This window comes from Caldimonas sp. (assembly GCF_046291045.1).
Taxonomy (GTDB): Bacteria; Pseudomonadota; Gammaproteobacteria; order Burkholderiales; family Burkholderiaceae_C; genus Caldimonas.
The window spans coordinates 14379-39473 of the sequence record NZ_JBKBSL010000012.1; the positions used below are offsets into that span (position 1 = coordinate 14379).

Consider the following 25095-nt stretch of genomic DNA (forward strand, 5'->3'; position numbering starts at 1 on the left):
TCAAGCATGCCGCATCCTGTGATTTGGTACTCCAGCACCGACGCCGGTGCCCCTACTCTCAACAATGCGCCGGGCTCGCTGATCAACGTGCTCGATGCCTGCCTGATCAATGGCTACAACGCCAGGAGCGTGACGTCTCTGTCGGTGGCCGCCGGCGTGGCCACAGCGACCGTGAGTGCGCATGGTTTTCGATCGGGGCAGATCGTGCTCGTCGAGGGGGCGACGCCAACCGCGCTCAACGGGCGGCAGAAAGTCACCGTGACTGGCGCGAACACGCTGACCTTCCCCGCGCTCGGCGTGCCGGATGGGACGGCGACGGGGACCATCACGATGAAGGCTGCCCCGCTGGGGTGGGAGAAGCGCTTCAGCGGGACCAACAAGGCCGTCTACGCACGCACGGCACCCGAGGCCACCGCGATGGTCTTGCGCATCGACGACACCGGGGCCAGCCCGGCTGCGAGCACGTATGGGCGTGCGCTCATGTATGAGGCCATGAGCGATGTCGACACCGGCACGAACTCCACGCCGATCGGTCTGGCTCAGGGACAGTACTGGTCAAAAGGTCAAAACAACAGCAGCGCAAAACCCTGGCTGCTCGTCGGCGATGACCTGCTCTTTTATCTCTTTACGGAGAACTTCGGACCGGGCGGAAGCTTTTCGACAACCGGAGGGTATCTGGCCCACGCTTTTGGCGACATTGTTTCGTATAGGCAGGGTGACGCTTATAAGTGCTTGATCGGTGGCCCGGACACGACGACACCTACCACGGCGTTCTTGGTAGTCGGTGTTTCCCTTGGGAATGCGATGGGGGGGGATTCGACACTGCTTGCCAGACGAGCCGATCAAATCGTCATGGCACCATCCATCTCGCCGGTCACGCCATTCACGGGTCGACACGGTGCATCTGGACCTGCCTATCCGAGTCCGGTCGATAACGGGGGCGTCGTGTGTTATCCGGTGCCTTGCGCGGAGTCAAACTCCACATTCGGAAATCCGCTGCGGGGGCACTTCCCGGGCTTTGCGCTTCTGATGGCAAATGTGGGCCGTGCTCTGAGTGGTCAGGTGCTCGACAATCTGATCGGGGCCCACGATCGCAGTTTCCTGGTGGTGGGTTTAAGCGATGGAGGGGTGCCGTGGAGCACGAATCCGGGATGCATTCTGATTGACGTCGCCGGACCATGGAGATGAGGCGATGGCAACTGCTCGATACTGGCGGCTCTTATTGACATCTCGGCAGACGAGCGCGACTTCGCACCGGATCATGCTGACGTCGGTCTCGATGCGTGAGCATGCAGCGGGCCCGGACGTGCTACTCGGTGCCACGGCGTCGGCATCGAGCACCGACGCGTTGTCCAGCCCTGCAAGACTCAACGACGGGGATCTCAACACTGAGTGGTTCACGCCATTCATTTCGGACGCGGGGCTCGTATACCACTGGGTGTCTTTCGACCTGGGCTCGGGTGGCGAAAAAGAGGTCCGTCAAATCGAGTTGCGAGGCAATAACAACGGTTCTGGCGGCGTCTATTACATGCCGCGCACGGCTTCTGTCTTCTTTTCAAATGACGGGCTCCTGTTCACTCCATTGGTGACGCTGGATGCCTCGATCATGGTGCCCGGTGTCACGCAGGTGTTTACAGATATCCCTGTGTCACCGTCGCCGCATCGAATAGGGCCTTTGTACGGCAGGTTGCCCACGATATGGCCCGGCCCTGCGTTCGTGCACCGGGTGGCCGGCGATTTCATGGTCCATGACATGGCCGACAGCGGCCCCCTCAGCATCTCGGGCACGGTAGCCATCGACGACACACCGGACATTCCCGTGCGTCGCCGCGTGCGCTTGCACGACAAGCCGACAGGACACCTGGTGCGCGAGACGTGGAGCGACCCGGTCACCGGCGCCTACGCCTTCGAGAAGCTGCGCGACGGCCTGTACTACGTGACCGCCTTTGACCACACGGGCAACCACAACGCCGTGATCAAGGACGCGATTCGACCGGAGTGACCATCATGTATGTCGCCTTGGCCTTGGCCACACGCAGGGCGAGGCTGCAGCAGCTCGCCTTGGCGATCGATGCGGCCGCCACGCCGGGCCGGTGCCTGCTGTACGCCGGGGCCATCCCTCAGCCGGGCCAGCCGCCCGCAGGTGAGCTGCAGTGCGCGATCACGCTGGCGCAGCCCTGCGCGCAGCTCCATGCGTCCGATGCGCTGCTGGTCTTCACGGCGGGTGTCGAGGGCCTGAGGACCGATGATGAGACGATCACCTTCGCCCGGTTCGTCGATGGGGATGGGACTTTCGTCTTCGACGCCGACGTGAGCCTGGTTGGCGGCGATGGTGCCGTGCAGATCAGCAACGTCAATGGCGTGGTGGGGGCCTTCGTGCGCATCGAGTCGGGCGTGATCGGGGAGTGACCTGAGCATGGCCGACCTGCGCTTTCGCGCACCGCTGGACGCCTCGCACCCGGTCCGCCTGATCTTCGGGGCTGGCGAAGGCGGAGGCGACGACGCCGCGCTGCTGCATGTCGCCTTTGTGCTCCCGGCGCCACAGGTGGCCTTCGAGGCCACGGCGTATGTCCGGGCCGATGTGACGATCGCTTTTGCGCTGCCGGCGCCCGCGGTGGCGGTGCGAGCGGCCTACGACCTGGCGATGACGACGGGGCCGCAAGCGGGGGCTTCGGCCCGATGGCAGCAGGCGCAGCCTGGCGCGCAGCAGCTGGCGCGAGTGTCCTGGCGCCGCGCCTCAGACCGGCATGCGGCGGGGCGCATCCCATGGCGGCGTGGTGCGCTGCTGGTCAGCGAGTCCGCGGCGCCATGGCAAGTGCTCGCGCGGCGCCCCGTCTGGATGCAAGCCGCATGGCAGGAGGCTGAGCATCGAGCCCTGCGTCCTCGTGCGGTGCGCTGGCAGGCTGCGAGCCAGACGCATTGCGCCGCAAGCGCTGCATGGCAAGAGGCAGCCCCGTGCGCCGTGCGGTCAAGCCGCGTGCGCTGGCAGGAGATGGCCCGGCATGCGCGGCCGGATATCTCGCTGCCTTGGGGCGAAGCGGCTGGGCGGGCTGGCGGGCTACAGCTGCCCTTCGGCGCGGCGGCGCCCAGGCAGGTAGAGCTGCACGGCCCCTGGCAGGAGGCACGCCGGCCGCCGCCAGGGCGATCGAGTCTTGTGCGGCCGCAGCCGCCGGTGGAGCCGCCCTGCTACAGCCCGCCGCCGGGCCTGCTGGCGCATCTCATCTTCGCCGCGCTGGCCGACCCTGCGACGCGCTTGCTTTTCACCTGCCGGGTCGATGGTGGCCCGGCACAGTTCGTGATCCCGATTCGGAGGGTCTACATGGCCGTGCATGAGATCGAGTGCGTCCGGCTGCCTGACATGACCGAGGTGCCCCTCCTCGGGGCCAGCCTGTCTGCCGACGCCGATTCCTTCGGCTGGACCTTGCAGGCGACCGGGCCGGTGACCTTGCTGGATCTGCTGACACCATCTGCAGGCGAGCCGGCGCGCATCCGGCTGACGCTTGACGGCATCGCCTGGGTGTTCGTGGTCGAGGGTCTGCGCCGCGAACGGCGCTTCGGCCAGGCCCGCGTGCAGATCACCGGGCGCAGCCTCACGGCGCTGCTGGGCGAGCCCTACAGCGCGCCGCGCACATGGCTCAATGCCCAGACGCGCACCGCTCGTCAGCTGGTGGAGGACGCGCTGCAATACACCGGCGCCACGCTGGACTGGGCGGCCACCGATTGGCTGGTGGGCGAGGGTGCCTGGAGCTTCAGTGGCACGCCGCTGGCCGCCGCCTTGCGGGTGGCGGATAGCATCGGGGCGGTGGTGCAGAGCCACTGGAGCGACCCGCAGCTGATCGTGCTGCCTCGCTATCCCTTGCCTCCGTGGGAATGGCACCAGGCCGTGCCTGACGTCCAGCTCCCGCTTGCGTCGGTCATCACCGACGGCTTCGAGCGGGTGGACTCGCCGGGCTACACCGGGGTCTATGTCAGCGGCGAGACACAAGGCGTGCTCGCGTGGGTCAGACGCGGCGGTACGGCCGGCGATATGCTTGCGCCGATGGTCACCGACCCCTTGATCACGCATGCGGATGCTGCGCGCCAGCGTGGCACAGCGATTCTCTCGGCCGCCGGACCGCGCGCCCGCGTGAGCTTGACCCTGCCCGTGCTCACGGGGGGCAGCCTGCCCGGCGTGCTGCGCGTGGGCCAGCTGGTGGAGGTGGTCGAGCCCGGCGATACCTGGCGAGGCCTCGTGCGCGGTGTCGATGTGCAGGCGGAGCTGCCGCGGGTGCGTCAGACCGTCGTGCTGGAGCGAGCCCTATGACGATCACGCTCAACCCTTTCCGGCGACTGCTCGACCTGCTGCCGTCTGACCCGCTGCGGGTCGGCGACGTGGCTGCCACCCATGACGATGGCACGGCCACCGTGGTGCTGGCCGATGGTGGTCAGGTCCGGGTGCGCAACCCGCAGGAGTTCACGGTGGGTGCCAGGGTCTTCACCCTTTCGGGGGAGATCACCGGGCCGGCGCCCGTCCTACCATCCGTGGTGATCGACATCTGACGACAGGAGGTTCGACATGCGCGTGCTGGTCATCGCGTCATTGCTGGCGGCCGCCGGGGCGGCCCAAGCCCAGGTGTATCAATGTCCGGGGCCCGATGGCCGCAAGGTGTTCCAGCAGTCGCCTTGCGCGGGGGGCCAGAAGATCGAGGTCAAGCCGGCCAGCGGCCCGTCAGGCGGTGGCGCCTGGGTCGGCCCAGCGGCGCCCTCGGCCGCAGGCCTGTCGGCCGATGAGCGTGTGCTGGCCACCATGCAGCGCGACCGCCAGGCGCGCGAGCGACAGTACCGCATCCAAAACCTTCAGGCAGCGATCGCGCAGACCGAGCAGACCATCGCCCAGCGCAATGCTCAGATGAGCGCCGAGCTAGATCAGCTCAGCCGCCGCAAGGCGATGGCCAGCAACAACCTGGCCGGCGCCACGCTCGAGCACAGCATCAGCGCCGAGATGCAAGCGGTGACTCAGAAGTACAAGACGCTGAACGAAGCCGACTTCGAGCGCCTGCGAGTGCTGCGCAGCGAGCTCGAAGCAATTCAACGGGGTGGCTGACCCCCACGCCTATCGCAACCCACGGGCCCGCCAATAGGCGGGCTTTTTTTCGTCCTCACGATGGTGACAGCATCCCTCATTCAGGCGGCGTACCGGTGCCCGCCAGCGCGGGCGCATGCCTGGATCCCGCACCTGCAGCTGGCATGCGCCCTGGCCGACATCAGCACCCCTCAGCGCCTCGCCCACTTCCTGGCGCAGATCGGCCACGAGTCCGGCCGCCTGCGCTACACGCGCGAGCTGTGGGGTCCCACGGCCCAGCAGCAGCGCTACGAGCCCCCGAGTGACCTCGCGCGCCGGCTGGGCAACGTGCGGCCCGGCGACGGGGCGCGCTACCGCGGCCGCGGTCTCATTCAGACCACGGGCCGCGCGAACTACCTGCTCACGACCCGCCGCCTGCGCGAGCTGCTCGGTGAGAGCGTCCCGGACTTCGTCGTCGCCCCGGCGCTGCTCGAGCAGCCGCTGTGGGCCGCCCTCAGTGCCGCTGTGTACTGGCGCGAGCGCGGGCTGAACCGCTGGGCCGACGCGCAAGACCTGATCACGCTCACCCGCCGCGTCAACGGCGGGCTCAACGGTCTGGCCGACCGGCAGGCGATCTACACCGCGGCGCTCGGCGCCCTCGTCCATTGAAGGAGATCCACCGTGATGGCTCTCATCGGCACCTTGCTGACCTCGATCCTCTCCGGCGGTGCGACCGGCCTGCTGGGCCTACTGATCCAGCGCTGGTTCGACTACAAGCACCGCTCGCAGGATCTCGAGCTCGTCCGGCTCAATCAAGCGCACGCGCGCGAGCTCGCGCAGATCGAGGCCGACACAGCGCGCCGTGCCGCCGAGGCGCAGGAGCGCATCGCGGAGTCGCAGGCGGCCGCCGAGGTGCGTGCCGCAGAGCTCGACGCACAGGCGCGGGCCGATGAGGCCGCCGCGCGCAGCCTGATCGCCAGCTATGAGCACGACCGCGCCCTCTACCTCGATGCTCAGGCCCAGCGCAGCAGCCGCTTCGCGCGCTGGGCGATGACCCTCGTCGACACCGTGCGCGGGCTCGTGCGGCCGGTGCTCACGGCCTATCTCGTCGTGGTCGCGACGGTCATGTTCCTGTGGGCACGCGACTTGGCGGAGCGCCACGGCGCAGCGCTGACCCCCACGCAGGTGCACGAGCTGATCACGCAGATCGTCGCGACGCTGCTGTACCTCGCGACGACAGCCGTCGTGTGGTGGTTCGGCACCCGGCCGCCTTCGCGGCCGAGCAAGTGAGGATCACGGCATGAGCGCGACGCGATGTGCCACCGGGCCGCCCTGCCCAGCGTAAAGACAGGGCGACCGGCGGGAGGTGTTGCAGCACCCCCCGCCGGCCACCAAACCCACAGACGCAGCCTGTGAGCCCAGCCGAGGCCCTGCCACCACCCGGGTGGCGGGCGAAGTGTAACCAAGCATGGAGCCTCAGCCGGCGGCGCGGCGCTTTACTTCATGCGCCCGCCCGCCGACGTCGATGTCATCAACGACATCAACGGCGAGCTCATCAACCTATACCGGGTGGTCAAGCACCACCTCGAGGAGTTCGTCCGGCAGTTCAAGTGGGTGCTGTCCAGCCGGGCCGTCTTCAAATGGCTGCAGGACACGCCGCCGGAAACGCTCACCGACATCCAGCGCGCAGCGCGCTTCTACTACCTCCAGCACCAGGCCTTTGGCGGCAAAGTCTCGGGCCAGACGTGGGGCACGGCGACGACGACGCCGCCCGTGAACCTGCTGCGCATCGAAGAGGATCTGAGCGCCGCGCACCTGCGTCTGTCGAGCGCCTACATCGAGCAGCTCGACTGGGGTGAATGCGTCCAGCGCTATGACCGCCCCCACACCTTGTTCTACGCCGACCCGCCGTATTGGCAGACCGAGGGCTACGGCGTCGACTTCGCCTTCGACCAGTACGAGCGCATGGCCGAGGTGATGCGCGGCCTGCAGGGCAAGATGCTGGTGAGCATCAACGACCACCCCGACATCCGCCGCGTCTTCGAGGGTTTCGACATGGAGACGCTGGACATCCAGTACACGGTGGGAGGCGGAGGCCGCCAGGCCGCGCGCAAAGAGCTGATCGTCTACTCGTGGGACAGGGCGGCAGAGCCGGCAGGGCTCTTCTGAGGCGGATCAAGACGTCTGTGTGCCTGCTGCCCGACGAGCGAGCTCGATGCCCCTGCGGCATGTGGCCAAGGTGTTGCTGACCGACTGCGGCGAACAGCCTGTGCGGGCTGCAGCCTGCGCAGGACGCAGCCCATCCACCAAGACCAGCCGCGCGGCTGCACTCGCTGGGCCCGCGCGCAGGCGCAGGAGCTGGGCCAAGGCCTCGAACTGCTCACCGGTCATCGCACAGTTCTCACCACGGCCGGCAGCCTGCGCAGCTCACGCCGGTGCTTGAGTTGATCACGGGTTCCGCGCGTGCCATTCTTGGGCTTCCTTGATCAGCCGCTTTAGCCGGGCCAGCATGTCATGCATCGGCACGCCGCGAGCGGCTTCGAAGGCCTGCCAGGCCTCCAGGGTGTCAGGCGATGCCCTCAGGTCGGTGTAGTCTGGCCCTCGCGTCACCAGTACGCGCAGGCCGCTGTCGTGCAGCAGGTGGCCCGACGGCTCGCGTCGCCAGGCCTTGTGCCACTGGTAGTGCTTGCCGGTCATTCCGGCGCGTAGCAGCCGCTCAAATCGAAACGGCCGCCCAGGTCCACGAGGGCGGGATGCACGCCACCGCGCGGGCGGCCGTAGCGATTGAGCTTGACCTCGCCGCGGTACTGAGCGATGGCGCGAGCTTCCGCCGCATTGAGTGCGTTGACGCCGGCCAGCCAGGCGGCCCGATCCGGCTCGCGGGCGGCTGACAAGCTAGCAGCCAGTGCGTAGGCTTCGACTTCGGCGGAGGTCATGAATTGCTGAATGGTGGTGGTCATGTGAGTCTCCTCAGAGAGCCAGGAGCCGCCTGGCGTCGGTGGCGATCAAATCGATCACCGTGGCATCCACATCATGCATTGTACACGCTTACAAGTGAAATGCAAGCGCCGTTCGTCAAAAATCCGGGCAGGCGCTAGATTCGATTCATGTGCTCGAACTACCGCCCCGTCACCCACTCCGACCGACTCTTGAGCTTTTTCGGTGTCGTCCGGCCGCCGCATGAGACGCCTCTTGAGGCGTACCCGAGCTACCTCGCCCCCTTCATCCGGCGAGACCGGCACTCGGTCGAGCATCGCCGCGAGGTGCAGGATGGGCGTTTTGGGCTGATACCGCACTGGTCCAAAGACCTGGCACTTGGTCGGCGGACCTACAACGCTCGCTCAGAGACCGTGGAAGAGAAGCCCAGCTTCCGGGACGCTTGGCGCCGGGGGCAACGCTGCATCGTGCCGGTGGAGTGGATATACGAGCCTTGCTACGAGACTGGCCGAGCTGTTCGATGGCGCATCGGGCTGAGAGGCTGGACGGCGTTCGGCATCGCAGGCCTGTGGGGCTGGTGGCGCGACCCAGCAACTGGCCATGAAGTCCTCAGCTTCACAATGCTGACCGTGAATGCCGACGACCACCCGCTGATGCGCCGCTTCCACAAACCCGGCGACGAGAAGCGCATGGTCGTGATCCTCGATCCAGCGGATTACGACCGGTGGCTCGACTGTCCGGTCGAAGAGGCACGTGCGTTTTTGCGCCAGTACCCGGCTGAGCTGATGGAGGCTGCCCCAGCTCCCCTTACGTTGCGTAAGACGCCGTCGCCCTAGAAATCGCTATCGATTTGCTACCAAGAGCCGGTCCCCCTAGCATTGCTCCCATTGAACTACGGCGGGAAACCGCCGCGCATTGTCCCATGAATGAGGGCGGCTTCACCAGCGCCAGGTCCAGATGAAGTCCAGCGCGTTTTCCTCGACGCCGGCCTGGGCACGCACGGTAAAGCGCTGTGCGATGCGGTAGATGAGTTGCCAGTTTCCACTCGTGGCGTTGAGCGAGCGTTCGTAGCCCACGTACCACCGGCGCGAGATCTGCTTGCCCACGCTCACGATGGTCTCGGCCACGCCGGCGCTGTCCTCCTGGCGCACCGAGAGCTCGTCCAGGCCGATCACGCGGGTGAGGTCGCCGGCGGGCGAGTCGCCCTCGCCCGACACCAGGGCCAGCACGGCGCGCTGCAGCAAGGCGGCTTCGGCCCGCGCCAGCTGCCCGCTGCCGCGGCCCAGCACCAGCCAGGAGAGCTTGTCGGTCTCGCTCATCTCGGGCTCGGAGAACAACCGCACGCGCGGGTTCTCGGCCGTACCGGTGATGGCCACGCCCACGCGGATGTCGGTGTTCGGTCGCGTCGCCTCGATGTCCAGGCGCGGATTGTCCGGTGTGCCGACGAAGCTGATCACGCCCTTGTCGATCGTGAGTTTCTGTCCGTAGGCGGCGTAGGTGCCTTGCACGGCGCGGATGTCGCCGTGCAGCGCCGGGCGCCCCGTGGGGGTGGTCAGGCGCAGCGCCCCGGTCAGCCGCGTGTCCAGGCCCCGGCCGCGCAGCCTCAGCTGCTCGCCCGCATCCAGACGCAAGTCGAGAGCCACGGCGCGCCGGCGCGCCGGCACCCGGCGCAGCTCCTCGTCTTCGCGCACCTGGGTGCGCCGCACCACCACGTCATCGGACAGGGCGGGTGCGTCCGAGCGCGAGATGTCGATCAGGCCTTCGTCGATGCGGAAGTCGCCGTCGGCCTGCAGGCGATCGGCCTCCAAGGTCACCCGGCCGCTACCGCTGACGACCACGCGGCGGTCCACGCGCCCGAGCACGGTGAAGCGCTCGGCTCGCAGCTGCAGCTCCGCGCGCGCGCGCTCGCCGAACTGGGCCCCTCCGGTGAGCTGCACCTCACCCTCGCCACTGCGTGCGCGCAAGGTCTCGATGCGCGCAGTGGCCCCGCGCATCACGAGGTGCAGTTCCCCGTCGCGCAGGTGGATGCCCTGCAGCAGGTTGCGCGCATCCACCGCCTGGGCGCGCACCTCGCCGGTGTACTCCGGAGCGCCCAGGCGCCCGCCGAGGTCGGCACGCAACTGCATCTGCCCGCCCAGCCGCCAGCCCGCGGGCACCCACGCGGCCCAGGCGCCGAGGTTGTCCACGTCGGCCTGCAGGCGTCCGCGCAGCGCGGCGTCGGGCGAGGGCCACCAGTCCTGCGGGCTGGCCTGCACCGTCTGCTCGCCCGAAAGGCGGCCGAGGTTGGCCCCGGCCATGGCCTGTGTGAAGCGCCACCGTCCGTCACGGGCCTGCAGTGCCAGGCGCAACTCGGTGAGGTCGAGCCGCTCGACCAGGCCGCCGGCTTCCTCCACCCGCAGGTCGCCGCGCACGCGGGCGATCTCCAGGTCGGCCTGGAAGCTCGGCGCGCTGCGCAGCCGCAGGGAGGCGCCCAGCTCGAGGTCGCCGGTCCAGCCGAATCCGGGCTGGAACTCGCGCAGCAGCGGGGCGACCGGCAGCGGATCGAGCCAGGCATGGGCCTGCAGCACGGCCGGCCGGCCGGCCTGGGCCGCCTGGTAGAGCACCTCGTCCCAGCGCAAGGTGGCGCGCTGCCGGCCGGCGCGCAGGCGGGCCTGGCCGGCCCCGACGCTCAGCCGCACGGGCTGGCCTGCCGGATGCTCCCACTGCAGGGCGACGTCGTCGATGTCGATCCAGGGGCTTTGGCCGGTCTGGGCCGGGCCGAGCACGAGACGCTGCAGCCGCCCCTGCCAGCCCCGGAGCAGGTCGGCTCCCAGGCCGCCGCCGGCCGACACGTCGGTGCGGCCGGACACATGCAACTGCAGTTGCACCGGCCGCGCATCTCCTGCGGCGCCGGCGCCGTCGGGGCCCCCTTCGGGCGGGGCCCAGGGCAGGATCAGGTTCGAGCGGCCGTCCACCCGAAGGTGATGCTCGCGCAAGTTGCCTTCCAGGCGCAGCGTCGTGGTGTCGATGCGCCGGTCCCCCTGCTGCAGGCCCTCCAGGCGCAGTTCGAGCTGCTGGTCCGCGTCGGCGGCAGGGCTCAGATCCCAACGGCCTTCGGCCGCCTGCACGCGCCAGTCGTTCCAGCGCAGGGCGCGGCCCTGGAGCCGTCCGTCGAGGCGCTGCGGCCAGGCGGCCGGGCCCCAGCGCACGCGGGTGTCCAGGCGCACTGCCCCCTCCAGCCGGGCTTGTGGCTGCCAGGCTTGCAGCACCGGCGCCAGGCGCTCCAAGGCGGGAGCGTCCAGGCTCAGGGCCAGCGCTTCGACGGTCTCGCCCGGCCTGCCGCCCGGCAGGCCGCCCTGCCAGTCCAGGCGGTTGCCGCCGAGCAGCAACTGACCTTCGATGCGGGCCGGCGAGCCGGCGCGCTCGGCCTGCCATCGCAGTTCCCCCTGCAGCGGCTGGCCGGCCAGCAGGCTGTCATGCAGGCGGACTTCGGCGCGGCCCCGCCAGCGCCCGGCCCAGGCCCACACGGTTTCGCGCTCGGCCCGCGGCGGGAGCGTCAAGCCGGCCTGGGCCTGGCCGGACAGCCGGTGCTCTTGGGGCCCACCCGCTGCGACCAGGCCGGGCCACCAGGTCAGGGGGTCGATGTCCTGCCATCGGGCTTGCCACCGGCCCTGCACGGCTTGCCCCGGCGGGGTGTCGAGCTCGGCCTGCACTTCGGCCCGGGCGGAGCCGGCGCGTGCCGTGAACTCGCGCACCAGGCTGCGCCGGGCGGAGAACTCGCCGTCCAGCGACAGCGCCACCGGCGAGCGTCCCCCGCGAGAGCCGGGCAGGCTGCCTTCGAGCTGGGCGCGGACGTCCACCGGGCGGCCCGCGCCGCCCGAGGCCAGCTCGACCGGGCCGGACAGACGCAGCGCCGGCAGCCGGGCGTCCATGGCCGCCGGTTCGAGCTGCATCAATTGCAGACGACCCTGCCAGCCCGACGGCGTCCAGCGGCCCTCGCCCTGCACCCGGCCGGCCTCGCGGGCGGTGCTGCCCAGCACGGCCTCGAAATGCTCCACCGCGATCCCCTCTTGCACCCTCAGGCTCGTGCTGTGCGCCTGCAGGACCAGGCTGCGCAGCGGCAGCCGCCCGGCATCCCAGCGGTCGGCCCGGGCATTGCGCAGCCGCACGTCCACCCCCCCGCCTGCGGCCCCGGTCTGTGCCGTGCCGAGCTGCGCCTGCACCTGGCCGCTCAGGGCCGTGCGCGGGGCTGCGCTGGCCAGCGCAGCCAGGTCCAGGGCTTCGAACCGTGCCTCCAGGCGGTCCAGTGGCAGGCGGGCAAAGGGGGTGAGCGTCGCCTGGGCCTGCAGGGACTGCCCGGCCGCCGAGAGCGAAGCGCTCACCGGCAGCCGTGCCAGCGGGCCGTCGGCTTCGACGCGGGCGCGCCAAGTGCCGGCCTCCGCCGGGCCTTCGGGCAGCGCTCCGGCCAGGTCCAACAGGGCCCGCACGTCCAGTGGCGCCGCGGTGCCCACCTCGACACGGCCCTGCAGGGTCAGGCGGTCCCAGCGCAGGCTCAGGGCATCGACGCGGTGCGTCCGGCCCTGGTTTGCGCCCAGCTCGAGCGCGGCAGTCAATTCGCGCACCGCAGGCGTGGCCTCGCCGAAGGACAGCTCCCCGATGCGCAAGGCCTGCAGGGCCAGGTGCAGGGGCAGGCCGAGCTCCGAAGGCGGCGGTGCCGGCTCACGGCGTTCGCCCGGGGGCAGGCGCAGGCTCAGGCGTTCCATCTCCAGCCGCGCCACGTGCAGGCTCAGCCAGTGCCCGGGGGCTGCGGCGGTCCAACTCAGGCCCCGCCAGGCCAAGCCGTCGATCGTCACACCGTCGTTCGGCCGGCCGGCGCTGGACAGATCCAGGTGCACCCGGCGTGCCGAGAAGTCGCCCAGCAGGGGGCCCTGCGGCTCCACCACCGTCAGGCCAGGCACTCCGCGCAGCAGCAGGGCCGTGCCGGCCGGCGTGGTCAGCGCTGCCACCACCGCACCGACGACGGCTGCCACGGCCAGCAAGGGCAGGGCGACGACCAGCAACCACGACAGCCGGCCCGGCCTGCGGCGCGCGGGCACCTGTGGAGCCGGGGAGTCGGGCGGGGCCGGGGTCGGGTCCATGCGTCGTCAATAGGCGATGCCCACACTGAGATGCAGGCGCCAGCGGTTCGTTTCCTCGCCGTAGGCCGCATCCACCTTCAGCGGGCCCACCGGGCTGCGCCAGCGCAGGCCCAGGCCATAGCCCACCTTGGCGTGGAAGGCCGTCCAGTCGTTGGTGGCGTCGCCGGCGTCGACGAAGGCGGCCCACCACCATTGGCGCAGGCTGCGCGCACCGAACGGGCGGGCCAGCTCCAGGCTGGCCGTGGCCAGCACCTTGCCCCCCACCGTCGTGCCGCCCTGCTGCGGGCCGATCGAGCGATAGGCGTAGCCACGCACCGACTCGTCTCCACCCGCTCGAAAGAGCAGGGTGTCGGGCACGTCCACGTTGTTGGGGGTGAAGACCTCGCCGCCTTCGACGCGGGCGCTGACATACCAGCCGCCCAGCGGCAGGTAGCCGCTCAGGCGCCCGTAGACCCGGCTGAACGGGCCGTTGCCGGCATCGCTGCGCGCGTGGCCTGCGCCCACCTGGGCCGAGGCGGCGATGCCGCGTGTGGGAAGCAGCACGTTGTCGACATTGCGCCAGACCCATTCGTAGTTGGCCGTGAGGGCGCTGGCGCGCTGGCGCCCGAGGTCGGTGGTCACGATGGCGGTGGTGTATTCACCGTAGTACAGGCGGTCGATGCGCTCGGTGTCCTGGGTGCGGCCCGCGCGCAACCGGTAGCTGTCCGTGGGGGCCGAGCTGGCGCTGCGGAAGCGCTCGCCGGCGAAGGCCAGCAGGTTGCGGTACTGGTCGGCCTTCGGGTGGGAGGTCAGCTCGGACTTCAGCGAACTCTGGTCGCGGCCGAGCTCCAGCTTGTGCTTGGCCACCCAGTTCAGTCCGAAGGGCCGCCGGTGCAGGTGCTCGATCGTCCCGCGCAGACGTGCCACGTCGCTGTAGCCGATGCCCAGCGTCAGGTCCTGCAGCGGCGCCTCGCGCACGGCGATCGTCACCGGTGCGGCCCCGGCCGTGGCGGGGTCGGGTTCGACCAGCACCGAGGCGGATTCGAACAGCCCGCTGCGCTGCAGGCGCTCCTGCAGGTCGAGCACCTGCTTTTCGGTGTAGCGGTCGCCCGGCCGGAAGGTGAGCTGGTGGCTCACGGCCTCCTCGCGCTGGTTCGACAGCCCCTCGATGCGCACGGGGCCGAAGCGAAACAGCGGCCCGCTGTCGGCCACGGCGAACAGGCGCACCGTGTTGCGTGGCGCATCCACCTCGGCCGCCGTGCCGGCCCAGGTGGCCGCCGGGTAGCCGTCGGTGCGCAGCCGGCCCAGCAGTTCGGTCTTCTCGGCCGACCACCAGCTTTGCGAGAACGGCCGGCCCTCACGCAGCCGCCAGCCGGCCTGGATCTCCTGCAGCAAGGCCTGGTCGCGCGCACTGCCGGCGTCGGCATGTTCGACGATCTCGCCCTGCACCTCGATGGTGGCCCGGCTCACGCGCGTGCGCTCGCCCGGATCCACCTCGATGCGGATCAGGGGCGGTTCGCCCTCCTCGCGGGTGATGCGGATCGTGGGGTTGAAGTGGCCGCGCGTCTCCAGCAGGGCCCGGGCCTGCGCCGGCGTGGCGGCGATCAGGCGTCGCACCTCGGCCTCGGTGGCCTCGGCCAACACCGGGTCGGTGCGGAAGCGCGCCAGGTCGAGGTAGGTGCCCAGCAGCTCGGCCAGATCGTCCGGGGCGCTGATGCGCAGCAGGTAAGGCACGCGTGCAGTCGCCGTGTCGGCCCGCGGCGCGGCGGCATCGTCGGCCGCCCGTGCCGGCGCGGGGGCCAGGGCCGCCAGGGCCAGCCAGGGTAGGAGAGACAGGACGGTTCCGGGGCGCCGCGCCGCGGTCATTTGCTCAGCAGACGCATGGCCCCCTCCAGCCCCGACAGGGTGAGCGGGAACATGCGTTGGTTCATGAGCTGCTGGATGATGGCGATGGACTGCCGGTAGCCCCACACGCCCTGGGGTTCGGGGTTGATCCAGGCGTACTTGGGGAAGGCATGCGTGAGGCGCTGCAGCCATTCGGCGCCGGGCTCCTCGTTGTTGTATTCCACACTGCCGCCGGGTTGGAGGATCTCGTAGGGGCTCATCGTGGCATCGCCCACGAAGATGAGCTTGTAGTCCTTGTTGTACTTGCGGATCACATCCCACGTCAGGAACTTCTCGCTGTAGCGGCGGCGGTTGTTCTTCCACATGTAGTCATAGACGCAGTTGTGGAAGTAATAGAACTCCAGGTGCTTGAACTCAGACTTGGCCGCGCTGAAAAGTTCCTCGACACGGTGGATGTGCTCGTCCATCGTGCCGCCCACGTCCATCAGCAGCAGCACCTTCACCTGGTTGTGCCGTTCGGGCACCATCTTCAGGTCGAGCCAGCCGGCATTGGCCGCGGTAGAGCGGATGGTGTCGTCCAGGTCGAGCTCCAGCTCCGAGCCCTCGCGCGCGAAGCGGCGCAGCCGGCGCAGCGCGACCTTGATGTTGCGTGTGCCCAGCTCCAGCGTGTCGTCGTAGTCCTTGTACTGGCGCTGGTCCCACACCTTCACCGCGCTCTTGTGGCGCCCCTTGTCCTGGCCGATGCGGATGCCTTCGGGGTGGTAGCCATAGGCGCCATAGGGCGAGGTGCCGCCGGTGCCGATGAAGCGGTTGCCGCCCTCGTGGCGCTCCTTCTGTTTCTCGAACAGCTCTTGCAGCCGCTTCATCAGCTCGGTCCAACCGAGTTTCTCGATCTGAGCCTTCTCCTCGGGCGACAGCTCCAGCTCCAGGCGCTTTTGCAGCCATTCGAGCGGAATCTCCTTCGAAAAATCGGTGAGCAGTTCCACGCCCTTGAAATAGGCGCCGAAGGCCCGGTCGAACTTGTCGAAATGGGCCTCGTCCTTCACCAAGGCCGTGCGTGCCAGGTAGTAGAACTTGTCCACCGTAGGGCCACCATCGTCGTCGATGACACCGCTCTTGATGGCTTCGAGCAGCATCAGGAATTCCTTGATCGACACCGGCAGCTTGGTCGCGCGCAGGGTGAAGAAGAAGTCGATCAGCATGAGATGCCTCGCAAGCGTGGCGGGTTCAGCGCGGCCGTTCGAGTTGCCACTGCAGATGCGTGCGCACTGTCGGCCATTCGGGGGCCGTGATGCTGTAGACGCAGGTGTCGCGCAGGCTGCCGTCCGGGGTGCGCTGGTGGTGGCGCAAGATGCCGTCGAGCTTGGCACCCAGGCGCTCGATGCTGCGGCGGCTGGCCTGGTTGAGGAAGTGAGTGCGGAACTCGACCGCAATGCACTGCAGCGCCTCGAAGGCGTGGGTGAGCAGCAGCAACTTCGCTTCGGTGTTCAAGGCCGTGCGCTGCACTCGCCGGGCGTACCAGGTGCCACCGATCTCCACCCGGCGGTGCACGTCATCGATGTGGAGATAGTTGGTCATGCCTGCCAGCCGGCCCGTCGCGCGCTCGCGCACGGCAAAGGGCAGCCAGGCCCCCGACTCGCGCAGCCTCATGCGGCGTTGGATCTCGCCTACCATCTGCTCGGGCGAAGGGATGGTCGTGTACCAAAGCTTCCACAGCTCGCCGTCACGCACGGCCTCGGCCAGGCCGTCGGCATGCTCGAGCGCCAGGGGCTCGAGCACCACATGGGTGCCGGTGAGCGTGACGGGCTGGGCGAGGGAGGTCATGGTCTCTCGGTTTCAGCGGTTGTGCCGCTGCATGAAGACCAGCTTCTCGAAGAGCGAGAGGTCCTGCTCGTTCTTCAGCAAGGCGCCCACCAGCGGCGGGATGGCGACCTTGTCGTCCTTACTCTGCAGCGCTTCGGCCGGCATGTCCTCGGCCACCAGTAGCTTGAGCCAGTCCAGCAGCTCGGAGGTGCTGGGCTTTTTCTTCAGCCCGGGTAGGTTGCGTACGTCGTAAAAGTTCTTCAGCGCGGCCGACAGCAAATCCTTCTTCAGGCCCGGGAAATGCACCTCCACGATGTCCTTCATCGTGTCGGCATCGGGAAACTTGATGTAGTGGAAGAAGCAGCGGCGCAAGAAGGCGTCGGGCAGTTCCTTCTCGTTGTTCGAAGTGATGAACACCAACGGCCGGTGTTTGGCACGGACCATCTGCCGCGTCTCGTACACATAGAACTCCATGCGGTCGAGCTCGCGCAGCAGGTCGTTGGGGAATTCGATATCGGCCTTATCGATCTCGTCGATCAGCAGGGCCACCGGCTGCTCGGCCTCGAAGGCCTGCCACAGCACGCCCTTGACGATGTAGTTGTGAATGTCCTTCACCCGCTCGTCGCCGAGTTGGCTGTCGCGCAGGCGGCTCACCGCGTCGTACTCGTACAGCCCCTGCTGGGCCTTGGTGGTGGACTTGATGTGCCATTGCAGCAGCGGCATGCCCAGCGAGCGGGCCACCTCCTCGGCCAGCATGGTCTTGCCGGTGCCCGGCTCGCCCTTGACCAGCAGCGGGCGCTTCAGGGTGATGGCGGCATTGACCGCCAGACGCAGGTCGTCGGTGGCGACGTAGGTCTTGGAGCCGAGGAACTTCATGGAAGATGTGCCGGATCAAGCGTGAATGGGTGCAAAAGCAGTATAAGCGGGCTGGCTATAATCGTCGGTTGATCCCAAACACCGACGACGATTCATCGCGCCCACATGAAGAAAGTCAAATCCACGATGACCGCGCTGGCCGCAGCGGCTGGCTTGAGCGCCTTCTTTGCGGGCGCGGCCTTTGCCCAGGATGTCAAGGCGGGCGAAGCCAAGGTGGCCATGTGCATCGGTTGCCACGGCATCCCCGGCTACCAAGCCAGCTTCCCTGAGATCCACAAGGTTCCGATGATCTCCGGCCAGAATGCCAAGTTCATCGTGGCCGCGCTCCAGGCCTACAAGAAAGGCGAGCGCAAGCACCCGACGATGCGCGGCATCGCCGAATCGCTGTCCGAACAAGACATGGCCGACATCGCCGCTTTCTATGAGCAGCAAGTGGCGCCGGCCAACGTTCCGGAAACCCCGGCGCGCCAGCCCCGCGCCGAAGTGGCGGCCTTGCTCGAAAAGGGCGGTTGCGTCGCCTGCCACGGCGCCAATTTCAACAAGCCCATCGACGGCAGCTACCCCAAAATCGCTGGGCAGCATGCCGACTATCTCTACGTGGCGCTGAAGTCCTACAAGACCGAGGGCAATCCCATCATCGGCCGCGGCAACGCGATCATGGCCGGCCAGGTCAAGCAGTTCACCGACGCCGAACTCAAGGCCATGGCTCAGTACATCGCCTCGCTGCCCGGTGACTTGCGCGTGGTGCCGCAGCCGCGCTTTCGCACCAGCGCTGCGCGTTGATCGCGCAAACGATCGAAAAGGCCGCTGGCTCCAGCGGCCTTTTTTTGTTGGGCAGGCTCAGCGGAACCGGGTGTCCGGGGTGTGGCTGCCGGACGGGGCGGCGTCGGCCGCCAGGTCGTCGAGGATCGGGCAGTCCGGCCGCTCATCACCGTGACAGTGGGCGGCCAGCCGCTCCAGCGTGCGCTTCATCGACTGCATGGCCTCGATGCGGCGCTGCAGGTCGGCGGCATGTTCCAGCGCGATGCGCTTGACGTCACCGCTGGCGCGCTGGCGGTTACGCCACAGTTGCAGCAGCGAGCGGATCTCCTCGATGCCGAAGCCCAGATCACGCGAGCGGCGGATGAAGCGCAGCGTGTGCACGGCGGCTTCGTCGTACTGCCGATACCCCGCATCGGTGCGGGCGATCTCAGGCAGCAGTCCGAGCCGTTCGTAATGGCGGATCATTTTGGCGCTCACCCCCGAGGCTTGCGCCGCCTGGCCGATGTTCATGACGCACTCCCGGCTGTCGGTTTCCAGCGCCCCAGCAGCAGCGCGTTGCCGACCACGCTCACGCTGGACAGCGCCATCGCTGCTCCAGCGATCACGGGGCTGAGCAGTCCCAGGGCCGCCAACGGCAGTCCCACCACGTTGTAGATGAAGGCCCAGAAAAGGTTCTGGCGGATCTTGCGCGTGGTGCGACGTGACACTTCGATGGCATCGGCGACCAGGCGCGGATCGCCGCGCATGAGCGTGATGCCCGCTGTGTGCATGGCCACGTCGGTGCCGGTGCCCATGGCCAGACCAACGTCGGCCGCGGCCAGGGCCGGCGCATCGTTCAGGCCGTCGCCCACCATGGCCACACGCCGCACCTGTCCGTCCTCGGCGGACGACTTCAGTTCGGTGATGATCCGCGCTTTGTCTTCGGGCAGCACCTCGGCGCGTACATCGCTCATGCCCAGGGCTGCCGCGGCGGCCAGCGCGCTGCCGCGGTTGTCCCCGCTGACCAGCACCGTGCGGATGCCCCGAGCGTGCAGCCGCGCGATGGCCTCACGGGCCTGGGGCTTGAGGGCGTCGCCGAAGGCCAGCAGGCCCAGCAACCGGGGCGTGGGGGTGGTTTCGGCCAGCCAGGACACCGTGCGGCCTTGGATCTGCAGATCCTGTGCAGGGCCTGCCATGGGAGCCGGGTCCAAACCCAGCTCTTGCAGGCCGCGAGCATTGGCCAGTACGAGCTCGCGTCCGTCCACGCGGCCGATCACGCCTCGGCCCGGCAGGGCGCGCACACTCTCGGCCTTGGGGGTCGGCAGTGAGTGCCGAGCCGCGGCGTCCAGCACGGCGCGGGCCAGCGGATGCTCACTGCCTGATTGCAGCGCTGCGGCCCAGGCCAGCAGCTCGTCGTCAGTGACGCCAGGCGCGGCCTGCAAAGATATCAGTGCCGGTCGGCCCACGGTGAGTGTGCCGGTTTTGTCGAAGGCGACGGTGTCCACCGCATGGGCCACCTCCAGGGCCTGTCCATCTTTGATCAAGATGCCGTGCCGGGCGGCCATGCCGGTGCCGACCATCAGCGCAGCCGGTGTGGCCAGTCCCAGGGCGCAGGGGCAGGCGATCACGAGTACCGAGACGGCGTTGAGGGTGGCTGCGGACCAGTCGCCCGTGCTCAGGCCCCACCCCAGCACAGTGATCAGCGCCAGCGCCAGCACCACCGGCACGAAGACGGCGCTGACCCGGTCGACCAGTCGCTGGATCGGGGCTTTGTGTCCTTGGGCCGATTCGACCAGGCGCACGATGCGCGCCAGCATGGTTTCAGCACCCACGGCCACGGTGCGCAGCACGATGCGGCCTTCGGCATTGATCGACCCGCCGGTGACGCGCTCCCCCGGCCCCTTGCTCACCGGCAGGCTCTCGCCGGTCAACAGCGATTCGTCGACATGGCTGTGGCCTTCGAGCACTTCACCGTCCACCGGCACACGTTCGCCAGGGCGAACGATCACGATGTCGCCCACCACCACCTCAGCCAGCGGCAGTTCGAGTTCCTCGTCGCCGCGGCGTACGCGGGCGGTCTGGGGGGCCAGGGCCTGCAGCGCGCGGATGGCCTCGGTGGTCTGGCGCTTGGCCCGCGCCTCCAACCATTTGCCCAGCAGCACCAGGGTGATCACGACGGCAGCCGACTCGAAGTACAGATGCGGCATGTCGCCGTCGTCGGCAAGCAGCATGAACACGCTCAGCCCATAGGCGGCGCTGGTGCCCAGGGCCACCAGCAGGTCCATGTTGCCGGTGCCGGCACGCAGGGCCTTCCAGGCCGCGCGGTAAAAGCGCGCCCCGAGCCAGAATTGCACGGGCGTGGCCAGAGCCCATTGCAGCCAGCCGTTGAGCATCCAATGCTGTCCGAACAGGTCACCCACCATCGGCCCGGCCAGCGGCAGTGACAGCACGACCGCCAGCACCACCGCCTGGCCTTCGCCCAGGCCGCGCCGCGTCGCGCAGGCAGGGGCCGCATGGGCCTCGGGCAGATGGCCCGTGTAGCCGGCATCCCGCACGGCGCCCAGCAGGGCCGCGTCGCCGACGCCTTGCAAGACCGTGACGGTGGCCGTTTCAGTGGCGAGGTTGACGCTGGCTTGCATCACGCCCGGCACCCGCAAGAGGGCCTTCTCGACCCGGCTGACGCAACTGGCGCAGGTCATGCCCTCGATGCGCAACTGCCGCTCGCGCCGGGGCACGTCGTAGCCGGCGGCCTGGACCGTGCTCACGAGGTCGGGCAGCGGACAATTCGCCTGCACGGTGGCCGATTCGGTGGCGAGGTTGACACTGGCACTTTCCACGCCGGGCAGGCGCTTCAGGGCCCGTTCGACCCTGCCCACGCAGGAGGCGCAGGTCATGCCGTCGATCGGCAGGGTGTAGGTGGTCATGGCGAGGCTTGGAGAAGTGGGCGATGACGTCAGCGTAAACCTTCACCTGATGGCAAGGTCAAGCACGAATGCCGGACTTGACCTTGCCATGATGGCAAAGTCTAAAGTGAAGATATTTCCACCACTGCAGAGGCCTCGCCATGATCGAACTGACCTTGAAGGACATGACTTGCGGCCATTGCGTGCGCACCGTCACGCAGACCGTGCAGAAGCTGGATCCGCAGGCGCGCATCGAGATCGACCTGCCCGCGCAACGGGTGAAGATCGACACGACGCAGCCGCCCGAGGCCGTGCGCCAGGCGCTGGCCGAGCAAGGCTATCCGGCCAGCTGAGACGTTTCAGCGCGTCGCGCGCCGACGCACGCAGTCGATGTAGGCTTCGCCATCGGGCGGCCGGCCGCTGCGTTGCGAAGTCCACAGCATCTGGCCCAGACATTCCATCACCTCATGGTGGGCCTGGTGTAGCGAGCCCAGGCGGCGCGCCAGCAACTCGGTGGCCTGGCGGATGCCGTGCGGCTGGTCCACGCTGGTCTGCTCGCTGATCGACAAATGCATCGCCAGATGCAAAAAGGGGTTGGTGCGCCCGTTCTCGACCTCGTAGCTGGCCGCCACGGCGGCCTGCGCATCGGCCAGGTCCGGGTGGTATTCCGGGTGCTGGCTGATCCAGTCGGCAGCGATCGCCTCCAGGGGGGTCAGGGGCTCGCCGGCGCGTTCCTTGCGAAAGGTCTCGCAGAAGAACCGCCGCACGTCGTGTTGGGTGGGCGCGAACATCGGACAATTGTCCCCCGTTTTGCCGGTCTGCGCACCCGACACCTTCGTTCATGCCCTGGCTCATCACCGACCCTTGGTTCTATGCCGCGGCCATCCCGGCCGTGCTGCTGATGGGCCTGTCCAAGAGCGGCTTCGGTTCGGGCTTCGGCTCGCTGGCCGTGCCGATCATGGCGTTGACGATTCCTGTGCCCCAGGCCGCGGCCATCATGCTGCCCTTGCTGGCCGTGATGGACGTGCTGGGCGTGACGGCCTACCGACGCCATGTCGACCTGGCTCTCATCCGCCTGTTGCTGCCGGCCGGCCTGGTGGGCACGGTGGTGGGCACCCTGCTGTTCGGTGTGCTCTCGCCCGCGACGGTGGCGGCCGTGGTGGGGGCGCTCACGCTCACCTTCCTGGCGCAGCGCCTGTTCTTCCCGCCGCGCGCCGATGCCCCGCCGCCGCCGCTGTGGCTGGGACGGCTGCTGGCCGTGGCCTCGGGGTTCACGAGTTTCGTGGCCCATGCGGGCGGGCCGCCCATCAATGCCTATGTGCTGCCGCTGCGCCTGTCGCCCGTGGTGTTCTCGGCCACGATGGCCGTGTTCTTCGCGGCGGTGAATGCGTCGAAGTGGATTCCGTATGCCTGGCTCGGCTTGATCGACTGGCGCAACATGGTCACCGCCCTGGCCCTGATGCCCCTGGCGCCAATGGGTGTGTGGTTGGGCGTGCGCCTGGTGCACCGCGTGCGGCAGGACTGGTTCTACCGGTTCGCGTACACCGGCATGTTCCTCACCGGCTCGAAATTGCTTTGGGACGGCTTGCTCGGCTAAGAGCTTCTAGGCTCCACCGATCATACGAGTGCGGTTGGGGTGGGGCGGTCGCGCAGAGATGTTGTGTTTTCGCTACTTGCGGCGCGGAGTGCTGGCATCTCCTGATGCGGGGGCGTGCCCAGCAATGAGATTGGCTGCGACCCGGGGCGGCGGGCCGGGCCGCTAACATAGCCGAATACCAACCCGAAGACGGAGGGCGCGATGCCGGTGATCGTGGTGGCCAATCCGAAAGGCGGCGTGGGCAAGTCCACGATCGCGACCAACCTGGCAGGCTACGTCGCATCGCGGGGGCACCGGGTGATGCTCGGTGATGTCGATCGTCAGCAGTCGGCCCGCACCTGGCTCGCCTTGAGGCCCGAGTCTGCGCGGCCCATCGCCGGCTGGGACGTGGCCCACGACCATATCGTGCGTCCGCCCAAGGGCACGACCCATGTGGTGCTGGACACCCCTGCCGGGCTGCACGGCCGGCGCTTCGACGAGGTGATGAAGCTGGCCGACCAAGTCATCGTGCCGCTGCAGCCCAGCATCTTCGACATCTACGCCACGCGCAGCTTTCTCAACCAGGTGCTGGCGCATCGCAAGTCCAGTCATGTGAAGGTGGGCGTGGTTGGCATGCGCGTGCGCGAGCATACGATCGCGGCCGACCAGCTCCGGGCCTTCGTGGCCCAGCTCGAGGTGCCGGTGCTCGGCTACCTGCGCGATACCCAAATCTACATCCACCTGGCCGCGCGCGGCCTGACGTTGTGGGATGTGGCCCCCGGCCGGGTCGAGCGCGACCTGCAGCAATGGGAGCCCCTGATTCAATGGTTGCAACTGTGAGCGAGCACGCATGAGAGTTTTCGAGACCCTGGCGGAGTTGGGCCCCCTGGTGGGCCAGACCATCGGCACCAGCGACTGGATCACCATCGACCAGGAGCGCATCAACCGCTTTGCCGATGCCACCGGCGACCATCAATGGATCCACGTCGATCCCGAGCGCGCCCGGGCCGGCCCCTTCGGAGCGCCCATCGCCCATGGCTTTCTCACCCTGAGCCTGCTGCCCTGGTTCTTCGCCACTGGCTTCGAGGTGCGCCAAGTGCGCATGGGCGTGAACTACGGACTCAACAAAGTGCGCTTCCCCGCGCCGGTGCCCGTGGGCAGCCGCCTGCGGGCTCATTTCAAGCTGCTGGCCTTCGAGCCGATCGACCACGGCGGGGTGCAGCTCACGGTGGAAGCCACCATCGAACGAGAGGGTTCGTCCAAGCCGGTGTGCGTGGCGGAATCCATCAGCCGGCGCTATCCCTGATGTGGCGTCGATACCCTTGTCCCCCCTTTGGGGGTGACGAAGCTGGCGAGCGTCCACTAGCATTGCGGCCTGTCACGGGCCAATCATCCAAAGGCTGCCTCGAGTCATGCGGCCCGGTCGGCCGCGCAGCGGGCGTTGCCGGTGTGGCCGCGAAGCGCGTCGTCGAGGGCAGGGCGCCTGGGGCGGCCTGGTGTTTCCATGAGGGGTGAAGGCATGCGAGTCCTGCTGGTCGATGATCATCCGCTGATCCTGTCGGCGTTGCAGACGGTCATCCAGGGCCTGGGCGACGACGTCGAGGTCCAGGGCGTGGGTAGCGGCCGCGCCGCCCGCGAAACGCTGCAACGCGATGCCAACTTCGATCTGGTCATGCTCGATTTGGCCTTGGGCGATGCGAGCGGCTTCGACCTGCTCAGCGAGTTCCGCCAGGCCTATCCGGCGCTGCCCGTGGTCGTGGTCTCGGCGTCTGATCGCGCGTCCGACGTGATCCGCGCGATCGACCTGGGCGCCATGGGCTTCGTGCCCAAGCGCGCTTCCAATGAAACGCTGTTCGAAGCTCTGCGCGTGGTGATGTCCGGTGGCATCTACGTGCCGCCGATGACCATGGGACGCAACGCCGAGGCGGCGCCTGCGCCGGCCGACGGCGACACCGAGCCCGGCGGCTACCTGCGCACCGTCAGCGGCGAGGCCGAGCGCAGTGGCTACCAGATGGCTCCGACACTGGCCTCGCTGGGCCTCACACCCCGACAGACCGAAGTGCTGGCGCTGCTGCTGCAAGGCCAGCCCAACAAGCTGATTGCCCGTGAACTGGGCGTGTCGGTCGAGACCGTGAAGGACCATGTCGCCGCAGTGCTGCGAGCGCTGGGCGTGAGCTCGCGCACCCAGGCCGTGCTGGCCGTCAGCCAGATGAGCCGGCAGCATGGCGGCTTTCAGGCGTGGCGCACGACGCAGCATTGAGCAGACGTTTCCTGTTC

General features: G+C 68.5%; 25 protein-coding genes and 1 pseudogene. 16 read left to right on the forward strand and 10 right to left on the reverse strand.

The window, feature by feature from the left end:
- Positions 1-6: 6 nt before the first annotated feature.
- The 9 genes and pseudogenes from ACK4ZD_RS06190 to ACK4ZD_RS06230 form a co-directional block, all read left to right on the forward strand.
- Positions 7-1188, forward strand: coding sequence for a hypothetical protein (locus ACK4ZD_RS06190; protein WP_409659705.1), 1182 nt, complete (start codon positions 7-9; stop codon positions 1186-1188).
- Positions 1189-1261: 73 nt separating this feature from the next.
- Entirely contained in the window at positions 1262-2002 is a 741-nt protein-coding gene (locus ACK4ZD_RS06195; protein ID WP_409659707.1) for a discoidin domain-containing protein, read from the forward strand.
- Between the two features lie 5 nt (positions 2003-2007).
- The gene (locus tag ACK4ZD_RS06200) at positions 2008-2409 is read left to right on the forward strand and encodes a hypothetical protein (RefSeq protein ID WP_409659708.1); all 402 of its coding nucleotides are present in this window, start codon (positions 2008-2010) and stop codon (positions 2407-2409) included.
- A 7-nt stretch (positions 2410-2416) separates the two neighbouring features.
- Positions 2417-4303: a hypothetical protein gene (locus tag ACK4ZD_RS06205; protein ID WP_409659710.1), complete on the forward strand. Its 1887-nt coding sequence runs from the start codon at positions 2417-2419 to the stop codon at positions 4301-4303.
- Positions 4300-4539 (forward strand): hypothetical protein, encoded by a 240-nt coding sequence (locus ACK4ZD_RS06210; RefSeq protein ID WP_409659711.1) that lies wholly within the window; start codon positions 4300-4302, stop codon positions 4537-4539. The genes ACK4ZD_RS06205 and ACK4ZD_RS06210 overlap by 4 nt, the downstream gene beginning before the upstream one ends.
- A gap of 16 nt (positions 4540-4555) precedes the next feature.
- Entirely contained in the window at positions 4556-5083 is a 528-nt protein-coding gene (locus ACK4ZD_RS06215; protein WP_409659713.1) for a DUF4124 domain-containing protein, read from the forward strand.
- A 60-nt stretch (positions 5084-5143) separates the two neighbouring features.
- A complete protein-coding gene (locus ACK4ZD_RS06220; protein WP_409659714.1) occupies positions 5144-5710 on the forward strand; it encodes a glycoside hydrolase family 19 protein in 567 nt (188 codons plus the stop codon).
- 12 nt (positions 5711-5722) lie between these two features.
- Positions 5723-6331 carry a hypothetical protein gene (locus ACK4ZD_RS06225; RefSeq protein ID WP_409659715.1) on the forward strand — a complete coding sequence of 203 codons (609 nt, stop codon included), beginning with the start codon at positions 5723-5725 and terminating at the stop codon, positions 6329-6331.
- 189 nt (positions 6332-6520) lie between these two features.
- Positions 6521-7210: pseudogene (locus ACK4ZD_RS06230) on the forward strand (DNA adenine methylase); the annotation flags it as partial.
- Positions 7211-7489: 279 nt separating this feature from the next.
- Here the strand turns inward: ACK4ZD_RS06230 and ACK4ZD_RS06235 are convergent.
- Both ACK4ZD_RS06235 and ACK4ZD_RS06240 read right to left on the reverse strand, forming a co-directional pair.
- Positions 7490-7738 (reverse strand): hypothetical protein, encoded by a 249-nt coding sequence (locus tag ACK4ZD_RS06235; RefSeq protein WP_409659717.1) that lies wholly within the window; start codon positions 7736-7738, stop codon positions 7490-7492.
- Positions 7735-8001, reverse strand: coding sequence for a hypothetical protein (locus ACK4ZD_RS06240; protein WP_409659719.1), 267 nt, complete (start codon positions 7999-8001; stop codon positions 7735-7737). The genes ACK4ZD_RS06235 and ACK4ZD_RS06240 overlap by 4 nt, the downstream gene beginning before the upstream one ends.
- A 147-nt stretch (positions 8002-8148) precedes the next feature.
- Between ACK4ZD_RS06240 and ACK4ZD_RS06245 the strand changes: the two genes are divergently transcribed.
- Positions 8149-8814 carry an SOS response-associated peptidase gene (locus ACK4ZD_RS06245; RefSeq protein ID WP_409659721.1) on the forward strand — a complete coding sequence of 222 codons (666 nt, stop codon included), beginning with the start codon at positions 8149-8151 and terminating at the stop codon, positions 8812-8814.
- Positions 8815-8916: 102 nt separating this feature from the next.
- On the opposite strand, the gene ACK4ZD_RS06250 is transcribed toward ACK4ZD_RS06245, so the two are convergent.
- From ACK4ZD_RS06250 to ACK4ZD_RS06270, 5 genes are read right to left on the reverse strand one after another with little or no spacing between them, the layout of a single operon-like run.
- On the reverse strand, positions 8917-13095 hold the full coding sequence (locus tag ACK4ZD_RS06250) for a translocation/assembly module TamB domain-containing protein (protein WP_409659723.1): 4179 nt from the start codon (positions 13093-13095) through the stop codon (positions 8917-8919).
- Positions 13096-13101: 6 nt separating this feature from the next.
- Positions 13102-14940: an autotransporter assembly complex protein TamA gene (locus ACK4ZD_RS06255; RefSeq protein ID WP_409659724.1), complete on the reverse strand. Its 1839-nt coding sequence runs from the start codon at positions 14938-14940 to the stop codon at positions 13102-13104.
- On the reverse strand, positions 14937-16121 hold the full coding sequence (locus ACK4ZD_RS06260) for a vWA domain-containing protein (RefSeq protein WP_409659726.1): 1185 nt from the start codon (positions 16119-16121) through the stop codon (positions 14937-14939). Before ACK4ZD_RS06260 ends, ACK4ZD_RS06255 begins: the two co-directional genes overlap by 4 nt.
- A 25-nt stretch (positions 16122-16146) precedes the next feature.
- Complete coding sequence (locus ACK4ZD_RS06265; protein WP_409659728.1) at positions 16147-16743, reverse strand: GNAT family N-acetyltransferase; 597 nt, start codon at positions 16741-16743, stop codon at positions 16147-16149.
- A gap of 12 nt (positions 16744-16755) precedes the next feature.
- Positions 16756-17598, reverse strand: a complete 843-nt coding sequence (locus ACK4ZD_RS06270; RefSeq protein WP_409659730.1) for an AAA family ATPase — start codon at positions 17596-17598, stop codon at positions 16756-16758.
- Positions 17599-17703: 105 nt separating this feature from the next.
- On the opposite strand from ACK4ZD_RS06270, the gene ACK4ZD_RS06275 reads away from it, so the two are divergent.
- Positions 17704-18381, forward strand: coding sequence for a c-type cytochrome (locus ACK4ZD_RS06275; RefSeq protein WP_409659732.1), 678 nt, complete (start codon positions 17704-17706; stop codon positions 18379-18381).
- Positions 18382-18438: 57 nt separating this feature from the next.
- On the opposite strand, the gene cueR is transcribed toward ACK4ZD_RS06275, so the two are convergent.
- Positions 18439-18870, reverse strand: coding sequence for a Cu(I)-responsive transcriptional regulator (gene cueR / locus ACK4ZD_RS06280; protein ID WP_409659733.1), 432 nt, complete (start codon positions 18868-18870; stop codon positions 18439-18441).
- Positions 18867-21263, reverse strand: coding sequence for a heavy metal translocating P-type ATPase (locus ACK4ZD_RS06285; protein ID WP_409659735.1), 2397 nt, complete (start codon positions 21261-21263; stop codon positions 18867-18869). Before ACK4ZD_RS06285 ends, cueR begins: the two co-directional genes overlap by 4 nt.
- Positions 21264-21403: 140 nt before the next feature.
- On the opposite strand from ACK4ZD_RS06285, the gene ACK4ZD_RS06290 reads away from it, so the two are divergent.
- The gene (locus ACK4ZD_RS06290; protein ID WP_409659737.1) at positions 21404-21595 is read left to right on the forward strand and encodes a heavy-metal-associated domain-containing protein; all 192 of its coding nucleotides are present in this window, start codon (positions 21404-21406) and stop codon (positions 21593-21595) included.
- Between the two features lie 6 nt (positions 21596-21601).
- Here ACK4ZD_RS06290 and ACK4ZD_RS06295 read toward each other — a convergent pair whose 3' ends face one another.
- Positions 21602-22033, reverse strand: a complete 432-nt coding sequence (locus ACK4ZD_RS06295) for a DUF1841 family protein (RefSeq protein WP_409659739.1) — start codon at positions 22031-22033, stop codon at positions 21602-21604.
- Between the two features lie 50 nt (positions 22034-22083).
- Between ACK4ZD_RS06295 and ACK4ZD_RS06300 the strand changes: the two genes are divergently transcribed.
- From ACK4ZD_RS06300 to ACK4ZD_RS06315, 4 genes are all read left to right on the forward strand, one after another.
- The gene (locus tag ACK4ZD_RS06300) at positions 22084-22839 is read left to right on the forward strand and encodes a sulfite exporter TauE/SafE family protein (RefSeq protein ID WP_409659740.1); all 756 of its coding nucleotides are present in this window, start codon (positions 22084-22086) and stop codon (positions 22837-22839) included.
- A 201-nt stretch (positions 22840-23040) separates the two neighbouring features.
- Positions 23041-23658, forward strand: coding sequence for an AAA family ATPase (locus ACK4ZD_RS06305; protein WP_409659742.1), 618 nt, complete (start codon positions 23041-23043; stop codon positions 23656-23658).
- A 10-nt stretch (positions 23659-23668) separates the two neighbouring features.
- Positions 23669-24124, forward strand: a complete 456-nt coding sequence (locus ACK4ZD_RS06310) for a MaoC family dehydratase (RefSeq protein WP_409659744.1) — start codon at positions 23669-23671, stop codon at positions 24122-24124.
- A gap of 213 nt (positions 24125-24337) precedes the next feature.
- Positions 24338-25078 (forward strand): response regulator, encoded by a 741-nt coding sequence (locus tag ACK4ZD_RS06315; protein WP_409659746.1) that lies wholly within the window; start codon positions 24338-24340, stop codon positions 25076-25078.
- The last annotated feature ends 17 nt before the right edge of the window (positions 25079-25095 follow it).